This window comes from Bradyrhizobium sp. KB893862 SZCCT0404, assembly GCF_018130885.1.
Lineage (GTDB): Bacteria > Pseudomonadota > Alphaproteobacteria > Rhizobiales > Xanthobacteraceae > Bradyrhizobium > Bradyrhizobium stylosanthis.
Map to the genome: position 1 here is coordinate 20,769 of NZ_JAFCLT010000010.1, position 19,133 is coordinate 39,901.

Sequence of the window (19,133 nt, forward strand, 5' to 3'; positions counted from 1 at the left end):
GATCGCGCCGGCTGCTGCAGTGAGGGGAAACGCCATGCAACTCGTCGTTCTGCCCGGTGACGGCATCGGACCGGAGATCACGACCGCGACATCGGGCGTGCTGCGCGCCGCATCCGAACGCTTCCAGCTCGATCTGCGGCTCGAGGAGCACGCGGTCGGGCATGCCAGCCTGAAGCAGTTCGGCACCACGGTGCGCCCCGAGCTGCTCGACATCGTCCGCGGCGCCGACGGCCTGATCCTGGGACCGACCGCGACCTTCGACTTCAAGGACGAGGCGCATGGCGAGATCAATCCGTCCAGGCACTTCCGCAAGAGCCTCGACCTCTACGCCAATATCCGGCCCGCGCGTACCTATGCAGGGCGGCCCGGCCGCTTGGGGGATTTCGACCTCGTGGTGGTGCGCGAGAACACCGAAGGGTTTTACGCCGACCGCAACCTCGAGCAGGGCAACGGCGAGATGCTGGTCACATCGGACGTCGTGATCTCGCTGCGCCGGATCACGCGCCTGTGCTGCGAGCGCATCGCGCACGCCGCCTGCCGCCTCGCCATGAAGCGGCGCAAGCATCTCACCATCGTGCACAAGGCCAATGTGCTGAAGATCGGCGACGGCATGTTCCTCGACATCTGCCGCGCGGCGGCGAAGGGCTATCCGGGCCTTGCAGTCGACGACATCCTGGTCGATGCCATGATGGCGCATGTGGTGCGGAGCCCCGATCGCTTCGACGTGATCGTCTCGACCAATATGTTCGGCGACATCCTGTCCGATCTCACGGCGGAGCTCTCCGGCAGTCTCGGCCTCGGCGGCTCGCTCAATGTCGGTGACCGCTATGCGATGGCGCAGGCCGCGCACGGCTCGGCGCCCGACATCGCAGGGCAGGACGTCGCCAATCCGGTCTCGCTGATCCTGTCGACCGCCCTGCTGCTGGCCTGGCACGGCGAGAGAAGCGGCGCGGTGCGTTACGAGGAAGCCGCGCGTGCGATCGAGGCGGCGGTGGCGAAGGCCATCGGCGAGGGCAGGGCGACGCGCGACGTCGGCGGCAAGCTCGGGACGATCGCGGCGGGCGCCGCCATCGCGGAGATCCTGCAGGCGGAGTGAGGGCGTCTTCGCGTTTTCAATCGGGTCTCAAAACAAAAATCGGAAAACAACCCCATGCACAGTAGAACGCCCCTTGATCGACAAGAGATTTTCGCTCCGCGCCGTGACGGCACCCGCGACCGCGGTCAAGTTGACCCGTCGGGCAAAACACTGGCAGGATACGATCGTGGCGGATCGCGGCGTGAAGCATCTGCAGCGGCGACCGTACGCACTTCCAGTGGGTTGACCTATGACGTCTGAGAGCGATGGCATCAACCTCGCAGCCAAGCCGAGTGGAACGGGTTGCGTGGAATGCTCGGCCGCGGGCGGGTGGTGGTTTCATCTCCGCCGATGCGTCGAATGCGGTCACATCGGCTGCTGCGATGCTTCTCCCAACCAGCATGCATCGAAGCACAACGCGGCGACGGGGCACCCGATCATCACGAGCTTCGAGCCGGGCGAACGATGGTTCTACGACTACCGGACAGGCGAGGCTTTCGCCGGCCCGAAGCTTCAGGGCCCTCAATCGCATCCGTTGGATCAGCCGGTGCCCGGACCGGCCGGGGCGGTGCCATCAGATTGGCAAACACGGCTCCATGACTAGGCGGTAGCGGCAGTACGGCGCCGCACACGTTGAGCCAGATCAACACTCCCCCCGCACGCCCGCCGGACCTTTCCATCAGCGCACCATGGAAAGGCAGCCGACATGCAGACCCTGCTCCGGGAAATCCGGGATACCCCTTTGCTCTGGATGCTGGTGTTCGTGCCGATCGTGCTGGTGGCCGAGGCGGCGGCGCCGCATTCGCATACGCTGCTGTTCGTGCTGGCCGTGCTTGCGATCGTGCCGCTGGCGGCGCTGCTCAGCCACGCCACCGAGGCGGTCGCGGCCAAGACCGGCGATGCCGTGGGCGGGCTGCTCAATGCCACGCTCGGCAATCTGACCGAGCTGATCATCGCCATCACGGCGCTGCGGGCGGGCCAGTACATGCTGGTGAAGGCCTCGATTGCAGGGGCGATCGTCACCAACGCGGTGTTCATGCTGGGAGCCTGCCTGCTGCTCGGCGGGCTGCGCTACCACGTGCAGGAGTATAACCGCGCCGGCGCGCGGCTCTCGTCCGGCCTGCTGCTGATGGCGACCGTCGCCCTGCTGGCGCCTTCGGCGGTCGCCGACCTCGACCACCTGCCCCCGGACGGGAGCATCCTGAACAAGCTCAGCGTCGGCATCTCGGTCCTGCTGATCGTCGCCTACGCCCTTGGCCTCCTGTTCTCGCTCGGGACCCACAAGGAATTGTTCGCAAGCGCCGATCATGGCGATGACGAGGGGCACTTGCCGATCGGCGTGGCCGTCGGGACGTTGCTGGTCGTCACCGTGCTGGTCGCGCTGGTGAGCGAGATCTTCGTGGAATCGGTGCAGAAGGCGGCGGAAACGTTCGGGATGAGCCCGGCCTTTGTCGGCTTCATCATCGTCTCGCTGGTCGGCGCCGCCGCCGAATTTGCGGTGGCCTTTGCCGCTGCACGCAAGAACCGGCTCGACATGGTGGTCAGCATTGCGCTCGGCAGCGCCTCCCAGATCGCGCTGTTCGTCGCGCCCGCGCTGGTGCTGCTCAGCTACGTCGTCGGACCTACGCCTATGAATCTGCAGTTCTGGCCCGGCGCCGTCACCATGGTGATGATCGCAACGGTGACGGCGACCTTCATCACCACGAGCGGACGCTCGGCCTGGTTCGTCGGCGCCCTCATGATCTTCATCTACGCGGTGTTCGCGCTGACGCTCTATGTGGTCCCGCCGGCGGGCGAGGGATGATGTGCTGCCGTCCGCCGGCACGGGGACCTTGACTCACGAAGGATGGCGGCGGGTAGCCAGCCATCCCTAAGATGTGAACACGTTCGCGCTAATAGGCCCAGTAGCTGCCGGTGGGCGGGCAATACTCGCCGCCGTAACCGTAACCGTAGCCGCCGCCATAACCGTAGTAGGACGCGGCCGGGGTGCCATAGCCGTAGCCGTAGGCGGGATAGCCGCCGCCATAGTAGCCGCCATAGCTTCCATAGTAGGCGCTCCTGGCGATCGCGCCGCCGACCACGGCGCCGGCGACACCGTAACCGAGGCCGCGATACCCGTACCCGCGATAGCCCCAGCCTCCGCGATAGCCATAGCCGCGGTAGCCCCATCCGACGCCGCGATAGCCGTAGCCGCCACGCCAGCCGCCGACCCAGCGCACTTCGGTCGTGGCCGGATCGACCATCGCCTTCATCGTCGAAAGATGCGTCGGGATCGGCCCGGCCTGGGCGCTCGCGCCGAGCAGCAGGGCGCTCGAAGCGGCGAGGACGAGGGTACGCAGGGGATACGAGGAGGTCATGATCGATCATCTCCTTGGCTACGGCGGCGCGTTCTGCGCGGCCATCGGGCCCATTCCGGTGTGGCGCTGCCGTGGCGGCCTTGATCTGGATCAAGCATCCGCATCGCGCCCACGGCGCCGCAGGGCCTTCACGAGGGGGCGTCCAGCGCCTTCAGCTCGTCCGCCGCCCTGACGATCGCATCGCGGATCGTCTGGAAATATACGGCGTCGACCCGCGAGGCGAGCCCGTCCAATTCGCCCCTGTAGCCGTGCTCGTTCTCCTTGCGGACGACGCCTTCCTCGACCAGGGCGTCAAGGCAGCGGCGGACGTTGGAGCGCGGCAATCCGAGGTGCGGTCAATGGCGGCGCACCGAGATCGTCGGCGACGCGTAGCCGCGAGCGAGCGCTCGATGCCGACCCGTGAACCGGAGGCGCAACGCTGGCCATTGCGCTGATTGTTGATACCAGTGATCGAAGGGCAGGCATGCTGCGGTCGATCGGTGAAATTGATCCAGATCAAGCTCGATGCCGCACCGATTGGAATTCTCCTCGGGTCAAATGACCAGCCGGGTTGTTTGGCGACATCATTTTTCATTGGAGGGGAATATGCCTGCAGTCATTATGCAGTTCGTTTCGCATCCAAGACCCGGTAGCGATCTTGCGACCGTCTTACAGCTCGCAAAAGACGGTGCGGCGCTCTGGAGAAAGCACGGGGCTGATGTCAGCTATTGGTCGGTGATCGGCGGCGAGGTCGGAAACTACGCCTTCGTCGCTCGCTTCGATAGCGTGGAAGCCTATGGGCGTACCTTGGCGTCGCTGGGCGCCGATCCGGCTTTCGTGGAATTCCAAGCCAAGCGGCTGAAGGCCGGGCAATCGGATTGGGTGCGCTCCAACGTTGCCATCCAGGTTGATCTTTGACGGAGCGCCTTCTCTCCCGCGCGAGACCGCCCGCGGGCGGTCTCGCGCTGCGCGACCGATGTCCGGTCATCCGGTCGATCTTATGCCTCGCGGGTCAGTCTCTCGGTTCGCGACCACGTAGTCGATCTCGCCATACGTAATCCCGATATCCTTCAGTTCCTGATCACTGAGGCTGCAAAGATCGTGGCGCAGCCGCTCCCATTTCCGCCACTCCTGAAAAGCGGCCCAGAAATTCCTGAAAGCGCCGCCATGGCGTCGCTGCAATACGGTCGTTTGGGAAATCGTGCTCATCGCAGCATCCTCGAGTGGCCCATTTCCACTCGGAGAATCTGCCGAGATTCAACCCGGCACGCTTGACCTCCAACTTACATTTTCCTCACCGGCAGCTTATTCTTGCGGTCTTCCACCGGGGCTGAAGCGGTAGCCGGTGACCGGGACTTCTGAATCCAGGGAGTTTCGCAGCTTGCGCTATCTGTTCGAGGACTATGCACTGGATCTCGACCGCCGCGAGCTCTATCGCGGCGCGGACGTTGTCCCCTTGGCGCCGCAGGTCTTCGACCTCCTGGACTACCTCATCCGCAACCGGGAGCGCGTCGTCAGCAAGGACGACCTCATCAACGCCATCTGGAATGGGCGCAGCGTGTCGGATGCTGCGTTGACGACCCGCCTGAACGTTGTCCGGAGCGCGGTGAGCGACACCGGGAGCGAACAGCGCCTGATCAAGACGTTACCGCGGAAGGGCTTCCGTTTCATCGGACCGGTGCGGGAGGAAGGGCGCGATAGCTCGGCGGTTGTGGACACCAGGGCAGAACCGGGAAGTCCCGCTCTCCCGCCCCCCGGCAGGCCCTCGATCGCCGTGCTCCCGTTCGCCAATTTGAGCTCCGATCCGGAGCAGGAGTACTTCGCAGATGGCGTCGTGGAAGACATCACGATGGCGCTGTCCCTGTTTCGCTGGCTGTTCGTGATCGCACGCAATTCGAGCTTCACCTACAAGGGCCGGGCCGTGGACGTGAAGCAGGTCGGCCGCGAGCTTGGCGTGCGCTACGTGCTCGAAGGCAGCGTGCGCAAGGCGGGAAATCGCCTTCGTATCGCTGGGCAGCTCATCGATACCGAAACCGGAGCGCATCTCTGGGCGGACCGCTTCGAGGGGCCGATCGAGGATATGTTCGATCTGCAGGACGATGTGACATCCAGCGTCGTGGGAGCCATCGCGCCGAAGCTGCAGCATGAGGAGATCAAGCGGGCCAGACGCAAGCCGACCGAAAATCTGGACGCGTACGATTATTACCTGCGTGGACTGGCGAGAGCTCGCTGGTCCAAGGACGCGAACAGCGAGGCGCTGCAGCTCTTCTACAAGGCGATCGAACTGGACCCTCATCTTGCCTGTGCCTATGGCATGGCGGCCTGGTGTTATGTTCGACGCAAGGCGCTCGGTCGCATGAACGATCAAGCGCTGGAAACAGCGGAAGCCACGCGGCTGGGTCGGAAAGCCGTGGATCTCGGGGCAGACGATCCATTTGCGCTGTGCATGGGCGGATACGCACTCGCGTTTCTGGCCCATGAGTTCGATGATGCTGCCGCTTTCATGGACCGAGCGCTGACCGTCAATCCAAACTTCGCCCGAGCCTGGATGCTCAGTGCCTGGTTGAGGATCTGGAGGGGCGAGCCTGATCTGTCGCTCGCGCACGCTACGCATGCGATGCGCTTGAGCCCGCGCGATCCGTCCATGTACTACACCACGCACAGCGCCATGGCCTATGCTCATTTCCTGGCGGGCCGCTACGACGTTGCGTTGGCGTGCGCCGAAGAGGCCATGCGCGACAATCCGGGTTTTCTGCTTTCAATCTGCATTTTCGCGGCCAGCAATGCGATCGCCGGACGGCTCGAGCAAGCGCAGAAAGCCATGTTGCGCGCGCTCGAACTCAATCCGGATTTGCGCGCCGCCAACCTGGCGGAGCTGGCACCGTTTCGCCGGAGCGAGGACTTCGCGAACTTCGCCCGGGCTCTCCGGGCGGCGGGCCTTCAGGAGTGACGGGCTCTGTGGCACGCGGCGGCGCGGCAGCCGCAAGCCCGGGTGGCTTGTGTGACTGATGTCACATACGTCGCACTTGCCTTTGGCGAGGCTCTGCATAGGCTTGCGCGCATATATTCGGGGCGACGATGGGCGCTTTTCGCTGGTTTTCATTGGTCATTTTCATCTGGCTCGGTTGCGGCCCTGTTCATGCCGAGCGCCGGGTTGCGCTGGTGATCGGCAATTCGGCCTACAAGAGCGCGGCCAAGCTCGCCAATCCCGCGAACGACGCCGTTCTGGTCGGCGGCATGCTGAAGAAGGCCGGGTTCGACTGGATCGACACCCGGACCGACCTCAATGCATCGGAGATGCGCAAGGCGCTGCGCGAGTTCGGCGGGCGGGCGCGCGACGCCGAGGTTGCCGTCATCTACTACGCCGGTCACGGCATCGAGCTCGACGGGACCAATTACCTGATCCCGGTCGACGCGGCGCTGGAGACCGACAGCGACGTGCTCGACGAGACCGTGGGGCTCGACCGCGCGCTGTTCGCCGTCGAGCCGGCGAAGCAGCTCCGCCTCATCATTCTGGACGCGTGCCGTGACAATCCCTTCGCCAAGAGCATGAAGCGGACCGTGGCTGCGCGTGCGATCGGGCGCGGTCTTGCCAAGGTCGAGCCGACCAGCCCGAACACGATGATCGCCTTCGCGGCGAAGGCGGGTTCGACGGCCTCCGATGGCGACTCCCGAAACAGCCCGTTTGCCACGGCGCTGGTCGAGCGGCTGCCGACCCCGGGCCTCGATCTTCGCAAGGCCTTCGGGTTCGTCCGCGACGACGTGCTCAAGAGCACCGGCTACAAGCAGGAGCCCTATGTCTACGGCTCGCTCGGCGGCGATGACGTGCCGCTGGTCGCGGCAAGGCCGGTCGTGACCGCCCCGCAGGCAAGCCCGCAGGATGCCGTCCGCCGCGACTACGAGCTGGCGCTCCAGATCGGCACCAGGGAGGTGTGGACCGCGTTCCTGGCCGAATATCCCGAAGGTTTCTACGCGAGCCTCGCCAAGGGCCAGCTCAACCGGATCGCGGCCGAGGAGACGCGCGCCGCGGCCGTTGAGAAGGCGCGGCTGGCCGAGGAGGAGAAGGCCCGGCTCGCCGCCGATCGGGCCCAGAAGGCGGAGCAGGACAAGGCCGCCGCCGCGGCGAAGGTCGCCGAGGATGCAAGGATCGCCGCCGAGAAGGCGAAGCAGATCGAGGAGGCGAGGGCTGCCGCGGCGGAGCAACGGCGGAAGGAAGCCGAGGCCGCAGTGGCAAAGGCGCTGGCCGACAAGGCGGCCGCGGAGAAAGCGCTGGCCGACAAGATCGCCAACGAGAAGGCCGCGACTGAGGCGGCCGCCAGGAATGCGGCCGCGAAGACGGCACAGGACGGCGGCGACGTGAAGGTCGCAGCCGTTGCGCTCTCGTCATCGCAGCCGAGCCTGTCGCCGCAGGAGACGGCGAAGGCGGTACAGTCGGAATTGCGGCGGGTCGGATGCCTGTCCGCGGCGGCCGACGGCGACTGGAAGGCGTCCTCGCAGCGCGCGCTCGCGATGTTCAACAAATATGCGGGCACCAGGCTCGACGCGGCCAATGCCGGCATCGACGCGCTGGACGCGATCAAGGCCAAGCCGGGCCGGGTCTGTCCGCTGGTCTGCGACCATGGTTTCAGAGCGGACGGCGATGCGTGCGTCAAGATCGCCTGCCGTGCCGGCTACCGCGTCAATGACGACAATGAATGCGAGAAGGTCCAGGAGAAGAAGCCGACTGCGAGCCGCGAGCAGTCCAGGGCGCGCGATGCCGAACGCAAGAGCGAGGAGGCCGCGCCCGCCAAGCAGCAATCATCCGGCCAGATGATCTGCAACCAGGCCGGCTGCCGCCCCGTCGCGCGCGGCTGCAGGCTCGTCGCCGACACTTCCGCCGGGATCGGCAACGCCGCCGGCATCAACGGGCGCACGCGCGAAGTGTGCAACTGAGGCAAGGCGGGGCGTCGCACGCCTCGTCCTTCGAGACGACCGCTTTCAGCGGTCTCCTCGGGATGAGGCTAAGCAGCACCGTGTCCGTTGCAACTGCAGCCACGCATTCCGTCCTCATCCTGAGGAGCCCGCCCAAGGGCGGGCGTCTCGAAGGATAGCCACAGCAGCCGCTCTCAATTGCGATTCCCTACCGACGGCAGGGGTGAACCGGATTGGGAGCGTGCATCGGCTTCAGAACTGATATCGCCGCAAGCCGCCATCCACGGGGATCACTGTGCCCGTGATGTACCTTGCCACCGGTGACGCCAAGAACACCGCGAGCGCGGCGAGGTCTTCCGGCTCGCCCCAATAGCCGACCGGGATCTCTTCCTCCGCAAAGCGCTCGCGATAATCCGGCGGGTAGTTGCGGCGGATCTGCTCGCTCATGATGCGGCCGGGCGGGATGCAGTTGATGGTGATGCCGTGCTCCCCGATCTCGCGCGACAGGCCCTTGGCCCAGGCGTGCACGGCGGCCTTGGCGGCGAAGGCGGCGTTGAGGCCTTCCGGCTCGGACTTGCCGGTGATGTTGACGATGCGGCCCCATTTGCGTTCGATCATCTGCGGCAGCAGCGCGTGCGCGATGCGGCGGTAGCTGGTGAAGTTGAGCGCGATCGCCTCGTCCCATTTGCTGTCGGGCGCATCGACGGGCAGGGGGCGGCTGCCGCCGGCATTGTTGATGAGGATGTCGACATGGCCGAGCTCCTTCACCGCGAAGGCCGCGATCTTCTCGGCTGCGTCCTTGGCCATCACGTCCTGCTCGAGCGGCGTGATCAGGCCGGAGCCGACTTCCTTGACGAGCTCGGCGAGCAGGTCGCTGCGCCTCGCCACCCCGACGACGCGGACGCCTTCGGCGGCGAGGCCCTTGGCGATGGCGCGGCCGATGCCGATGCTCGCGCCTGTCACGACAGCGGTTTTCGATTTGAGCCCGAGATCCATGGTCGCACGCTCTCTTGCTTTGCTTTTGCTTGTTGTTGTTCGTTTTCCTGCCCGTCCCGCGAGCCAGCGAATTGCCTTGGCGGGACGAGCAGTGGTAACCAGAAGCGCTCGCGAAGGAAACACGAAAAAGAAAAGGCTGGAACGATGGTCTGGGATCCGCAGCAATATCTGAAATTCTCCGGCCACCGGCTGCGGCCCGCCGTCGACCTCCTGATGCGGATTCCGGATTTCGCGCCGCGCGAGATCGCCGATCTCGGGGCGGGCGCGGGCAACGTCACCAAGCTCATTAGGGAGCGCTGGCCGGAGGCGGCCGTGACCGGTGTCGAGGGTTCGGCCGAGATGGTCGCCGCCGGCCGCAAGGCGGCGCCGGATGTGGAATGGTCGCATGAGGATCTCGGCCATTGGCGTCCGGCGAAGCCATATGATTTGATCTATTCCAATGCCGCACTGCACTGGCTGCCCAATCATGCGGCACTCTTCCCGTCGGTGATGGAGAAGGTGAAGCCGGGCGGCATGCTCGCGGTGCAGATGCCGCGCAATTTTCTCGCACCCTCGCATGTGCTGATCGGCGAGACCGCGCTCGACGGCCCCTGGCGCGCCAAGGTCGAGCATCTCGTCACCCCGCCGCCGGTGGAGGGGCCGGCCTTCTATCACGATCTTCTCGCGCCGATGTCTGCCAATATCGACATATGGGAGACCGAGTATCTGCAGGTGCTCGAAGGCGACAACCCCGTGAAGGAGTGGACCAAGGGCACCTGGCTGACGCGCTATCTCGATATTCTCGAGGGCGACGAGAAGGCCGCGTTCGAAGCTGCCTATGGCGCGCGGGTCGCCAAGGCCTATCCGAAGAATGATGCGGGGCAGACGCTGTTCCCGTTCCGGCGCCTCTTCATCGTCGCCCAGCGCAAGAGCTGATCCCGTTGCCGCAATGCGGCATAAGCGTCGCTCCGTTGCAGCGAAGCTTGTGCCGGGTTGCGCATGCAGTTCGCGTCACGATAGCTTGGCTGCAGAAAATTGGGCTTAGGTCTAGTTGTTCGGCTGCCGGTTTGCTGCCACTACTGACCGCGTAAAACAAAAAAGACCCGGTTATAGAGGTTGTTGGGAGGTTCCTTCATGCGCAAGCTGCTCCTTGCGGTCGCCGCTGCGGCCATTCTCATGGCCCCCGCGATTGCAGAGGCCCAGAGCCCCATCGTCATCAAGTTCAGCCACGTCGTCGCCAACGATACGCCGAAGGGCAAGGGCGCCCTGAAGTTCAAGGAACTGGCGGAGAAGTACACCGACGGCAAGGTCAAGATCGAGGTCTATCCGAACTCCTCGCTCTACAAGGACAAGGAGGAGATCGAGGCGCTCCAGCTCGGCTCGGTGCAGATGCTGGCGCCTTCGACCGCGAAATTCGCGCCGCTCGGCATCAAGGAGTTCGAGGCGCTCGACCTGCCCTGGCTGTTCAAGGACGACGCGACCTATTCCGCCGCGATGAAGGGCACGATCGGCAAGTGGCTGTTCCAGAAGCTGGAGGCCAAGGGCATCACCGGGCTCGCCTACTGGGACAACGGCTTCCATATGGTGTCGTCGAACCGCGCGCTGATGAAGCCCGAGGATTTCAAGGGCCTCAAGTTCCGCATCTCCGGATCCAAGATCGCCGACCAGTATTTCCGCCTGATGGGCTCGATCCCGCAGATCATGGCGTTCTCCGAAGTGTACCAGGCGCTGCAGACCGGCGTCGTCGACGGCTGCGAGAACACCGCGTCCAACTATTTGACGCAGAAGTTCTACGAGGTGCAGAAGGACATCACTGTGTCCTATCACGCGCATCTGCAATATGCCGTGATCGTCAACTCGAAGTTCTGGTCCGGCCTGCCGCCCGACGTCCGCGCCCAGCTCGAAAAGGCGATGGTCGAGGCGACCGACTACACCAACCAGATCGCGCATCAGGAGAACGAGGACGCGCTGGCCGAGATCAAGAAGACCGGCAGGACCACGCTGCATTACCTGACCGACGCCGACCGCAAGGCCTGGCAGGAGGCGATGCAGCCGACCTACAAATGGGCGAAGGGCCGCGTCGGGCAGGAAGTGCTCGATCTCGTTGCCAAGGAACTCGACGTCAAGATGAACTGACGCGTTTTCCGGGCGAGGACAGTATCAACGGTCGGGAGTGCAAGCACTTCCGGCCGTTTCGTATCGCTAGAGCGCGATGAGATTTGGATGAATCGTCATAGTGCTTCAGGTTATTGTTTGCGCATGATCTCTTCGGAAGGCCGCTTTGCACTTTCCGGATCATGCTTTGGGGGGACTTTGATTTGCTTCGCGTGCTCAACCAGGCGCTCAACCATCTCGAAGAGTGGTTGATCGCGACGCTCATCGCGGCTGCGACCGGCCTTATCTTCATCGCTGTCGTGCACCGCTACGGCGCGGGCGAATCGATCGCCCTCTCCAGGTGGGCGGCCGCGCACGGGATGACCTGGCTGGCCTCGCTGTCGATGGCGGTCTTCACTTTCCTCTCGGAGCTCGACCTGTCCTGGGCGCAGGAGCTCTGCATCTACATGTTCATCTGGATGGCGAAGTTCGGCGCGGCCTATGGCGTGCGCACCGGCATCCATGTCGGCGTCGACCTCCTGGTCAACCGCCTGCCCGAACATTCGCGCAAGCACGTGATCCTGTTCGCGCTGCTGTGCGGGGCGCTGTTCACCGGCATGATCGCCGCCTTCGGCTCCTCCTTCGTGCGCGAGATGTTCCACACCGGCCAGCAGTCCAACGATCTGGAAGCGCCGATGTGGTTCGTCTATCTCGCGATCCCGCTCGGCTCCGGCCTGATGTGCTTCCGCTTCCTGCAGGTCTCCTGGTTCTACTACTGGACCGGCGCGCTGCCGCATCATGACGAGACCCATGTCGAGGGCGTCGAGGCCGACGTCTCGCCGGCACTGCATCCGCAGCCCGCCGGCGCCGCAACCCGCGCTGCTGCGCGAAAGGTGTCGCCGCTGGGCGTCATCTTGATCATGGCGCCGGTGCTGATCTTCATGATGTGCCTTGCCGAAAAGTTCGGCGTGGTGGTGCTGCCGCACTGGATGCGCGCCGCGACCGTCTTTGCGCTGCTGATCGCGCTGATGCTGACCGGCATCCCGGTCTCGATCGCGCTCGGCCTCACCGTGATGACGTTCCTGTTCACGCTGACCACGGTGCCGATCGAGGCGGTCTCGATGAAGCTCTTCACGGGCATCGAGGGCTTCGAGATCATGGCGATCCCGTTCTTCATCCTCGCCGGCAATTTCCTCACCCATGGCGGCGTCGCGCGCCGCATGATCAATTTCGCGACCTCGCTGATCGGCCACTGGTATGGCGGCCTCGGCCTTGCCGGCATCGTCGCCTGCGCGATGTTCGCGCTGGTCTGCGGCTCGAGCGTTGCGACCGTCGCGGCGATCGGCGCCATCGTGCTGCCCGAGATGGTCCGCCACGGCTATCCGATGCGGTTCGGCGCCGGCATCATCACGGTCGCCGGCTCGCTCGGCATCCTGATGCTGCCCTCGATCCCGAAGATCGTCTACGCGGTCTCGACCAACACCTCGATCGGCGCGCTGTTCGTCGCCGGCCTGTTGCCAGGCATCATGCTGACGACGATGCTGTGCATCGTTACCTGGTGGCTGGCACGCAAGCGCGACTATCCGCGGCTGCCGAAGGCGAGCTGGGGCGAAACGGTCCGCACCTTCCGCGAGAGCATCTGGGGCCTGATGCTGGTCGTCATCATCATCGGCGGCATCTATAGCGGCCTGTTCACCGCGACCGAGGCGGCGGCGATGGCGGCAGTCTACTCCTTCGTCATCGCAGTATTCGTCTACAAGGCGATCAAGATCGTGGACGTGCCGCGCGTGCTGCTGCGCGCCGCCAACACCAGCGCGATGCTGCTCTACATCGTCACCAACGCGGTGCTGTTCTCCTTCGTGCTCTCCAACGAGAACCTGCCGGCGACGCTTGCCGACTGGATCGCGGCGCAGAATCTCGGCTGGGTCGGCTTCCTGCTGGTGGTCAACATCCTCTTGCTGCTCGCCGGCAACTTCATGGAGCCCAACTCGATCATCCTGATCATGGCCCCGATCCTGGCGCCGGCGGCCAAGAAGCTCGGCATCGATCTCGTCCATTTCGGCATCGTGATGGACGTCAACATGGAGGTCGGCCTCTGCCATCCGCCTGTCGGCCTCAACCTCTACGTGGCGTCCATGATAGCGCGAATGCGGATCACCGATCTTGCGGTGGCGGTGATGCCGTGGCTGATCACCATGCTCGGCTTCCTCGTCATCGTGACCTACTGGCCCGACCTGACGCTGTGGCTGCCGCGGGTGCTGGGGATGCTCTAAGCGGATGCTCGCCGCATAGACGGTGCGCCCTCTCTTCTTGCGGGAGAGGGTGGCTCGCCGCGGAGCGGCGCGACGGGTGAGGGCCTATGCCACCTTCTCCCGCAAGGGGAGAAGCGAAGAGGGCATCGCGTTCGATTTCGGCAGTCTCCTCCCCAATGGCAATCATCCGCGAGATGCGGTTAGATGACCGCAACAGGCCGGGAGGACACAAACATGACCGACACCAGCAGCGAGCCGAAGGACGCAACCTCGTCCGTCATTGCGCAGCAAACGGCGATGCGCAACGCGCTGCCGTTTTCCGACACGCGGGATTTCGACGATGCCGCGCGCGGCTTCCTCGGCACGATCGAGAACGCGGAGATCGCCAATCCGCAAGGGCGCACGGTGTGGAGCCTGAAGCCCTACGGCTTCCTCTCGGCTGAAGAGGCGCCGCCGACGGTCAATCCCAGCCTGTGGCGGCAGTCGCGGCTCAACATGCAGCACGGGCTGTTCGAGGTGGTGCCCGGCGTCTACCAGGTGCGCGGGCTCGACATCGCCAACATGACGCTGATCGAGGGCGACAGCGGCGTCATCGTCGTGGATACGTTGACCTCGATCGAAGGCGCGCGCGCCGCGCTGGATCTCTATTTCAGCCATCGCGGCCGGAAGCCGGTCGCCGCCGTCATCTTCACGCACACCCACACCGATCACTGGGGCGGCGCGCGCGGCGTGCTGGAGGAGGATGCGCTGGCGACCGGCCGCGTGCCGATCATCGCGCCGAACCTGTTCATGGAGCACGCGGTCTCCGAGAACATCATCGCGGGGCCCGCGATGCTGCGGCGGGCGCAGTACCAGTTCGGCCCGCTGCTTGCCAAGGGGCCGCGCGGGCAGGTCGATTGCGGGCTCGGCAAGTCGATGGCGGCGGGATCGGTCGCGCTGCTGCGGCCGACCGACCTGATCATGGTGACCGGCGACAGGCGCGTGATCGACGGTGTCGAATTCGAATTCCAGATGGCGCCCAACAGCGAAGCGCCGGCGGAGATGCACTTCTTCATCCCGCGCTACAGACTGCTGAACCTCGCCGAGAACTGCACGCACAATTTCCACAATCTGTTGCCGTTTCGCGGTGCCGACGTGCGCGATGCGCTGGCCTGGTCCAAATATCTGAACGAAGCGTTGCAACTGTGGGACGGCAAGGCCGAGGCGATGTGCGGCCAGCATCACTGGCCGGTGTGGGGGCGCGAGCGCATCGGCACCATGATCCGGCAGCAGCGCGACCTCTACAAATTCGCGCATGACCAGACCATCCGCCTGATGAACCATGGCCTGACCGCCGCGGAGATCGCCGAGACGATCCGGCTGCCGGCAAGTCTCGAAGGCGCCTGGCACGGCCGCGGCTATTACGGCCATATCCGCCACAATGTGAAGGCGATCTACCAGAAATATCTCGGATGGTACGACGCCAACCCGGTCAATCTCGATCCGCTGCCGCCGGTCGAGTCCGGCAGGAAATATGTCGAGTATATGGGCGGCGCCGAGGCGATCCTCGCGCGTGCGCGCAACGATTTTGCCAAGGGCGAGTTTCGCTTCGTCGCGCAGGCGCTCGGCCATCTCGTGTTTGCCGAGCCCGACAATGCGGCGGCACGTGGCCTGCTCGCGGACACGCTGGAGCAGCTCGGCTATGCCGCCGAGAGCGCGACCTGGCGCAACGCCTATCTGTTCGGCGCGCAGGAATTGCGCCAGGGTATGCCGAAAGTGCCGGCCCGCCCGCCAATGTCGCGCGAGACGCTGGCGGCGCTGCGTACCGAGCAGCTCTGGGACGTGCTCGGCATTCGCCTGAATGGGCCGAAGGCGGAAGGCAAGCACATCGTGCTGAACTGGACCTTCTCCGATACCGGCGAGACGTTCGTGCTCAACCTGGAGAACTGCGCGCTGACCTACACCGAGGGTGTGCAGGCCGACAATGCGGACGCCGGCTTCACCTTGGCGCGGGCAACGCTGGATGAAGTCATCGCGAAGCTGACGAGCTTTCCGGAAGCGGTTGCCGCCGGCAAGGTCAAGCTGTCGGGTAACCCGATGAAGCTCGCCGAGCTGATGGGCCTGATGGACGAGTTTCCGCGGATGTTCGAGATCGTGGAGCCGAAGCGGGCGGCGGTGGGGTAGGGCGGGGTGGTGCCCGCTTCTACCTCCCTTCTCCCCTTGCGGGAGAAGGTGGCGCGAAGCGCCGGATGAGGGGTCTCTTTCCCCGGAGAGACTTTCCGAAGCAACCCCTCACGCAAGCGAGCATGTCGCTTTGTTCTTGAGCCCTCTCCCGCAAGGGGAGAGGGCGCTTCGATTGGCAGCGGTGTAGAAGGCCTACTCCGCGCTGCTCACCAGCTTGATCCGCGGCGCTTGCTCCTCGGTCAGGCTGCGATAGGCGGCGAGATAGTCCAGCGCCATTCGCCGCGCGGTGAAGCGCGTCTCGAATTGCTTGCGGATCGCGGCGCGGCTCAGTTGCGGAAGGCGATTGACGACGCCGGCGGCGCTGATGATGTCCTCGACGACGAAGCCGGTGAGGCCCTCGTCGATGATCTCGGGCACCGAGCCGCGGTTGAAGGCGACGACCGGCGTTCCGCAGGCCATGGCTTCGATCATCACGAGGCCGAACGGCTCCGGCCAGTCGATCGGCAGCAGCAGTCCGAGCGCGCCGCTGAGGAACTCCGACTTCTCGTGATCGCCGATCTCGCCGATGAAATCGACCAGCGGGTTGTTCACGATCATCGGCTTGATCAGCTCGTCATAATAATCCTGGTCGGCACGATCGACCTTGGCCGCGATCTTCAGCGGGATGCCGCAATGGGTCGCGATCTTGATGGCGCGGTCGACGCCCTTCTCGGGCGCGATGCGGCCGAGCACGGCGAGGTATTCCTGCTTCGCCGGCTTCGGCGTCAGCAGGTTCTCCGGCAGGCCATGGTGAATCGTCTTCACCCAGTTCGCCTGCGGCACCGGCCGCCGCTGCGCATTGGAGATCGAGATCACCGGGATCTTGGGGAAGGTGTTGAAGACAGGCTGATGCTCCGGCAGATCGAGCCGGCCATGCAGCGTAGTCAGGAACGGCGTCGGCTGCCGGTAGAACAGCGACCACGGATAGTAGTCGAGATGGAAGTGGAGGAAATCGAACTCCTCGTCGTCACATTTTTGCCGCACGCGCTCGAGGAGCACCATGTGCAGGGCGTTGGGGTCGCGCACGGAGCCGTCGAGGCGAAGCGCCCGCGGCCATAATGCATCCAGCTTCGCCGACGTCTGCGAGTCGCCGCTCGCGAACAGTGTGACGTCGTGTCCCAGGGCAACCAACTCTTCCGTCAACCAGTGCACCACCCGCTCGGTGCCGCCATACAGCTTGGGTGGAACAGCCTCCGTCAACGGAGCTACCTGCGCGATGCGCATCTCACCATCTCCTCTGCGATCATGGAGTTTAAGCCCCCGCCGTGTTTGGGCACCGGCATGCCAATCAGGGAACGTTCTCGCATTTGCGAAGTTCCTTCCCCCGAACGTTACTTCTTCGACACGGTGCGGCGTGGTCGTGATGCTGCCATCACCTCTTCTCACTCCGTCCGCATCCGCATGTCGTGATCGCCTGGCCCGGGAACCGAGGCGAAGCAGTCGATGTTCAGTCGGCTGAGACAAAAACTGGAATCATAACGACGGGGCGATAGCCATATGGATCATCTTTCTGGATACGCGCGCAGGCCATTTGCCTTTGTCTTGCGCTATCTGCGGCGGCGCCTTGCATCGCATTTGGTGATCCTGACCGCCGTCGTCGCGGCGGTCGCCTGCTCCGTAGGCACGCAGTACGGTGTCAAATCCCTGGTCGACAGCCTGTCGGCGGGAACATCGCATGGTGGCAGCGTATGGCTGGCATTCCTTCTGCTCATGTCGCTGATCGCGGCGGACAACTTCCTCTGGCGCATCGCGAGCTGGACGGCGAGCTTCACCTTCGTTCGTGTCACGGGCGATTTACGCCGTGACATATTTCGTCATCTGACCGGCCACGCGCCGAGCTACTTCTCCGATCGCATGCCGGGCATGCTGACGAGCCGCATCACGGCGACGTCGAACGCGGTGTTCACGGTCGAGAACATGTTCGTCTGGAACGTGCTGCCACCGTGCATTGCCACAATTGCGGCGATCATGCTGATTGGAACCGTCAGTCCCTACATGGCACTCGGCCTGATCGTGATCGCCGGCGGCATGGTGATCGCGATGTTCCGCCTCGCTGCGGCCGGCAAGCCCCTGCATGACGACTTCGCCGACAAGGCTGCGGTCGTCGACGGCGAGATGATCGACGTCATCAGCAACATGCCGCTGGTCCGCGCCTTCTGCGGCATCGGCCACGAGCACGAGCGGTTCGACGCCACCGTCAACCGCGAGCTCACCGCGCGCGGCCGCAGCCTGCGTTATCTGGAGAAGCTGCGGCTCACCCATGCCGGCGTGACAGTCCTCCTGACCGTTGCACTCATGGCTTGGGCGATCACGCTCTGGCAGCAGGGCGAAGCCACCACCGGCGACGTCGTGCTGGTCTGCACCCTCGGCCTGTCCATCCTCAACGCCACGCGCGATCTCGCGGTGGCGTTGGTCGACGTCACCCAGCATGTCGCGCGCCTGACCGAGGCGATCGCGACGCTGCTGGTGCCGCACGAGCTGCGCGACCATCCCGAGGCCGAGCCCCTCGTCAAGAGCGGCGCCGCGATCGCGTTCAACAACGTCACCTTCGGCTATCCCGGAGCCGAAAAGATATTCGAGCGCTTCAGCCTGCGGCTGCAGCCCGGCCAGCGCGTCGGCCTGGTCGGCCAGTCCGGTGGCGGAAAGTCGACACTGTTCACGCTGCTTCAGCGCTTCTATGATGTCGACGAGGGCAGTGTCACCGTCGACGGTCAGGACATTGCAAAGGTGACCCAGCAGAGCTTGCGCGAGGCGATCTCGGTGGTGCCGCAGGACATCTCCCTGTTCCATCGCTCCATCAGAGAGAACATCCGTTACGGCCGGCCCAACGCGACCGACGACGAGGTGCTGCGCGCGGCTATCGCGGCGCGGTGCGATTTCATCGACAGCCTGCCCGAGGGGCTCGACACCATGGTCGGCGACCGCGGCGTTAAGATGTCCGGCGGCCAGCGCCAGCGCATTGCGATCGCGCGCGCCTTCGTGAAGGACGCCCCGATCGTGCTGCTCGACGAGGCGACGGCCGCGCTCGACAGCGAATCCGAGGAGGCGATCCGCGAGGCGCTGTCGCGCCTGATGCGCGGCCGCACCGTGATCGCGATCGCGCATCGCCTCGCGACGCTGCGCAATTTCGACCGCGTCGTGGTGCTGAAGAACGGCCGGATCATCGAGGACGGCGCACCCGACCGCCTGATGCAGGGCCACGGTCCGTACCGTGAGCTGGTGACGCAGGAGATGAGCCGGCTCGCGAAGTTCGCGGCGTAAGGCCGACAGTCGCGTTCGCGTTGGTTG

16 protein-coding genes and 1 pseudogene are annotated in these 19,133 nt (G+C 64.8%); 12 read left to right on the forward strand and 5 right to left on the reverse strand.

Annotation, left to right across the window (positions count from 1 at the left end):
* Positions 1-34: 34 nt before the first annotated feature.
* The 3 genes from JQ617_RS31935 (at position 35) to cax (ending at position 2,879) form a co-directional block, all read left to right on the forward strand.
* On the forward strand, positions 35-1,096 hold the full coding sequence (locus JQ617_RS31935; RefSeq protein WP_212029792.1) for an isocitrate/isopropylmalate dehydrogenase family protein: 1,062 nt from the start codon (positions 35-37) through the stop codon (positions 1,094-1,096).
* A 229-nt stretch (positions 1,097-1,325) separates the two neighbouring features.
* Positions 1,326-1,679: a UBP-type zinc finger domain-containing protein gene (locus JQ617_RS31940; protein ID WP_082885091.1), complete on the forward strand. Its 354-nt coding sequence runs from the start codon at positions 1,326-1,328 to the stop codon at positions 1,677-1,679.
* Positions 1,680-1,781: 102 nt separating this feature from the next.
* Complete coding sequence (gene cax, locus JQ617_RS31945) at positions 1,782-2,879, forward strand: calcium/proton exchanger (protein ID WP_212029793.1); 1,098 nt, start codon at positions 1,782-1,784, stop codon at positions 2,877-2,879.
* Positions 2,880-2,967: 88 nt separating this feature from the next.
* Here the strand turns inward: cax and JQ617_RS31950 are convergent, their stop codons facing one another.
* A complete protein-coding gene (locus JQ617_RS31950) occupies positions 2,968-3,432 on the reverse strand; it encodes a hypothetical protein (RefSeq protein WP_212029795.1) in 465 nt (154 codons plus the stop codon).
* A 128-nt stretch (positions 3,433-3,560) separates the two neighbouring features.
* Positions 3,561-3,755 (reverse strand): helix-turn-helix domain-containing protein, encoded by a 195-nt coding sequence (locus JQ617_RS40110; RefSeq protein WP_249157722.1) that lies wholly within the window; start codon positions 3,753-3,755, stop codon positions 3,561-3,563.
* A gap of 262 nt (positions 3,756-4,017) precedes the next feature.
* Here JQ617_RS40110 and JQ617_RS31960 point away from each other — a divergent pair, with 262 nt between their 5' ends.
* A complete protein-coding gene (locus tag JQ617_RS31960; RefSeq protein WP_249157723.1) occupies positions 4,018-4,329 on the forward strand; it encodes a hypothetical protein in 312 nt (103 codons plus the stop codon).
* A 66-nt stretch (positions 4,330-4,395) separates the two neighbouring features.
* On the opposite strand, the gene JQ617_RS31965 is transcribed toward JQ617_RS31960, so the two are convergent.
* Entirely contained in the window at positions 4,396-4,620 is a 225-nt protein-coding gene (locus tag JQ617_RS31965) for a DUF1127 domain-containing protein (RefSeq protein ID WP_212029801.1), read from the reverse strand.
* Positions 4,621-4,792: 172 nt separating this feature from the next.
* Between JQ617_RS31965 and JQ617_RS31970 the strand changes: the two genes are divergently transcribed.
* Both JQ617_RS31970 and JQ617_RS31975 read left to right on the forward strand, forming a co-directional pair.
* Entirely contained in the window at positions 4,793-6,361 is a 1,569-nt protein-coding gene (locus tag JQ617_RS31970; RefSeq protein WP_212029802.1) for a winged helix-turn-helix domain-containing tetratricopeptide repeat protein, read from the forward strand.
* A gap of 128 nt (positions 6,362-6,489) precedes the next feature.
* Positions 6,490-8,343 (forward strand): caspase family protein, encoded by a 1,854-nt coding sequence (locus JQ617_RS31975; protein ID WP_212029803.1) that lies wholly within the window; start codon positions 6,490-6,492, stop codon positions 8,341-8,343.
* 231 nt (positions 8,344-8,574) lie between these two features.
* On the opposite strand, the gene JQ617_RS31980 is transcribed toward JQ617_RS31975, so the two are convergent.
* Entirely contained in the window at positions 8,575-9,318 is a 744-nt protein-coding gene (locus JQ617_RS31980; RefSeq protein ID WP_212029804.1) for an SDR family NAD(P)-dependent oxidoreductase, read from the reverse strand.
* 144 nt (positions 9,319-9,462) lie between these two features.
* On the opposite strand from JQ617_RS31980, the gene JQ617_RS31985 reads away from it, so the two are divergent.
* From JQ617_RS31985 to JQ617_RS32000, 5 genes and pseudogenes are all read left to right on the forward strand, one after another.
* Positions 9,463-10,233: a methyltransferase domain-containing protein gene (locus JQ617_RS31985; RefSeq protein WP_212029806.1), complete on the forward strand. Its 771-nt coding sequence runs from the start codon at positions 9,463-9,465 to the stop codon at positions 10,231-10,233.
* 198 nt (positions 10,234-10,431) lie between these two features.
* Positions 10,432-11,433: a DctP family TRAP transporter solute-binding subunit gene (locus tag JQ617_RS31990; protein WP_145664025.1), complete on the forward strand. Its 1,002-nt coding sequence runs from the start codon at positions 10,432-10,434 to the stop codon at positions 11,431-11,433.
* Between the two features lie 362 nt (positions 11,434-11,795).
* Positions 11,796-12,137: pseudogene (locus JQ617_RS40395) on the forward strand (TRAP transporter small permease); the annotation flags it as partial.
* A gap of 243 nt (positions 12,138-12,380) precedes the next feature.
* Positions 12,381-13,664 carry a TRAP transporter large permease gene (locus tag JQ617_RS40400; RefSeq protein ID WP_349630668.1) on the forward strand — a complete coding sequence of 428 codons (1,284 nt, stop codon included), beginning with the start codon at positions 12,381-12,383 and terminating at the stop codon, positions 13,662-13,664.
* 213 nt (positions 13,665-13,877) lie between these two features.
* On the forward strand, positions 13,878-15,806 hold the full coding sequence (locus JQ617_RS32000; RefSeq protein ID WP_212029814.1) for an alkyl/aryl-sulfatase: 1,929 nt from the start codon (positions 13,878-13,880) through the stop codon (positions 15,804-15,806).
* A 192-nt stretch (positions 15,807-15,998) separates the two neighbouring features.
* On the opposite strand, the gene JQ617_RS32005 is transcribed toward JQ617_RS32000, so the two are convergent.
* Positions 15,999-17,069: a glycosyltransferase family 4 protein gene (locus tag JQ617_RS32005; RefSeq protein WP_212029816.1), complete on the reverse strand. Its 1,071-nt coding sequence runs from the start codon at positions 17,067-17,069 to the stop codon at positions 15,999-16,001.
* A 273-nt stretch (positions 17,070-17,342) separates the two neighbouring features.
* On the opposite strand from JQ617_RS32005, the gene JQ617_RS32010 reads away from it, so the two are divergent.
* Entirely contained in the window at positions 17,343-19,106 is a 1,764-nt protein-coding gene (locus JQ617_RS32010) for an ABC transporter ATP-binding protein (RefSeq protein ID WP_063691483.1), read from the forward strand.
* Positions 19,107-19,133 lie beyond the last annotated feature (27 nt).

Bases quoted from the DNA above. Each gene is read 5' to 3' on its own strand.
- JQ617_RS31935 (WP_212029792.1), top strand. From the start codon at position 35: ATGCAACTCGTCGTTCTGCCCGGTGACGGCATCGGACCGGAGATCACG.
- JQ617_RS31940 (WP_082885091.1), top strand. From the start codon at position 1,326: ATGACGTCTGAGAGCGATGGCATCAACCTCGCAGCCAAGCCGAGTGGA.
- cax (WP_212029793.1), top strand. From the start codon at position 1,782: ATGCAGACCCTGCTCCGGGAAATCCGGGATACCCCTTTGCTCTGGATG.
- JQ617_RS31950 (WP_212029795.1), bottom strand. From the start codon at position 3,432: ATGACCTCCTCGTATCCCCTGCGTACCCTCGTCCTCGCCGCTTCGAGC.
- JQ617_RS31960 (WP_249157723.1), top strand. From the start codon at position 4,018: ATGCCTGCAGTCATTATGCAGTTCGTTTCGCATCCAAGACCCGGTAGC.
- JQ617_RS31965 (WP_212029801.1), bottom strand. From the start codon at position 4,620: ATGAGCACGATTTCCCAAACGACCGTATTGCAGCGACGCCATGGCGGC.
- JQ617_RS31975 (WP_212029803.1), top strand. From the start codon at position 6,490: ATGGGCGCTTTTCGCTGGTTTTCATTGGTCATTTTCATCTGGCTCGGT.
- JQ617_RS31980 (WP_212029804.1), bottom strand. From the start codon at position 9,318: ATGGATCTCGGGCTCAAATCGAAAACCGCTGTCGTGACAGGCGCGAGC.
- JQ617_RS31985 (WP_212029806.1), top strand. From the start codon at position 9,463: ATGGTCTGGGATCCGCAGCAATATCTGAAATTCTCCGGCCACCGGCTG.
- JQ617_RS31990 (WP_145664025.1), top strand. From the start codon at position 10,432: ATGCGCAAGCTGCTCCTTGCGGTCGCCGCTGCGGCCATTCTCATGGCC.
- JQ617_RS40400 (WP_349630668.1), top strand. From the start codon at position 12,381: ATGCGCGCCGCGACCGTCTTTGCGCTGCTGATCGCGCTGATGCTGACC.
- JQ617_RS32000 (WP_212029814.1), top strand. From the start codon at position 13,878: ATGACCGACACCAGCAGCGAGCCGAAGGACGCAACCTCGTCCGTCATT.
- JQ617_RS32005 (WP_212029816.1), bottom strand. From the start codon at position 17,069: ATGCGCATCGCGCAGGTAGCTCCGTTGACGGAGGCTGTTCCACCCAAG.
- JQ617_RS32010 (WP_063691483.1), top strand. From the start codon at position 17,343: ATGGATCATCTTTCTGGATACGCGCGCAGGCCATTTGCCTTTGTCTTG.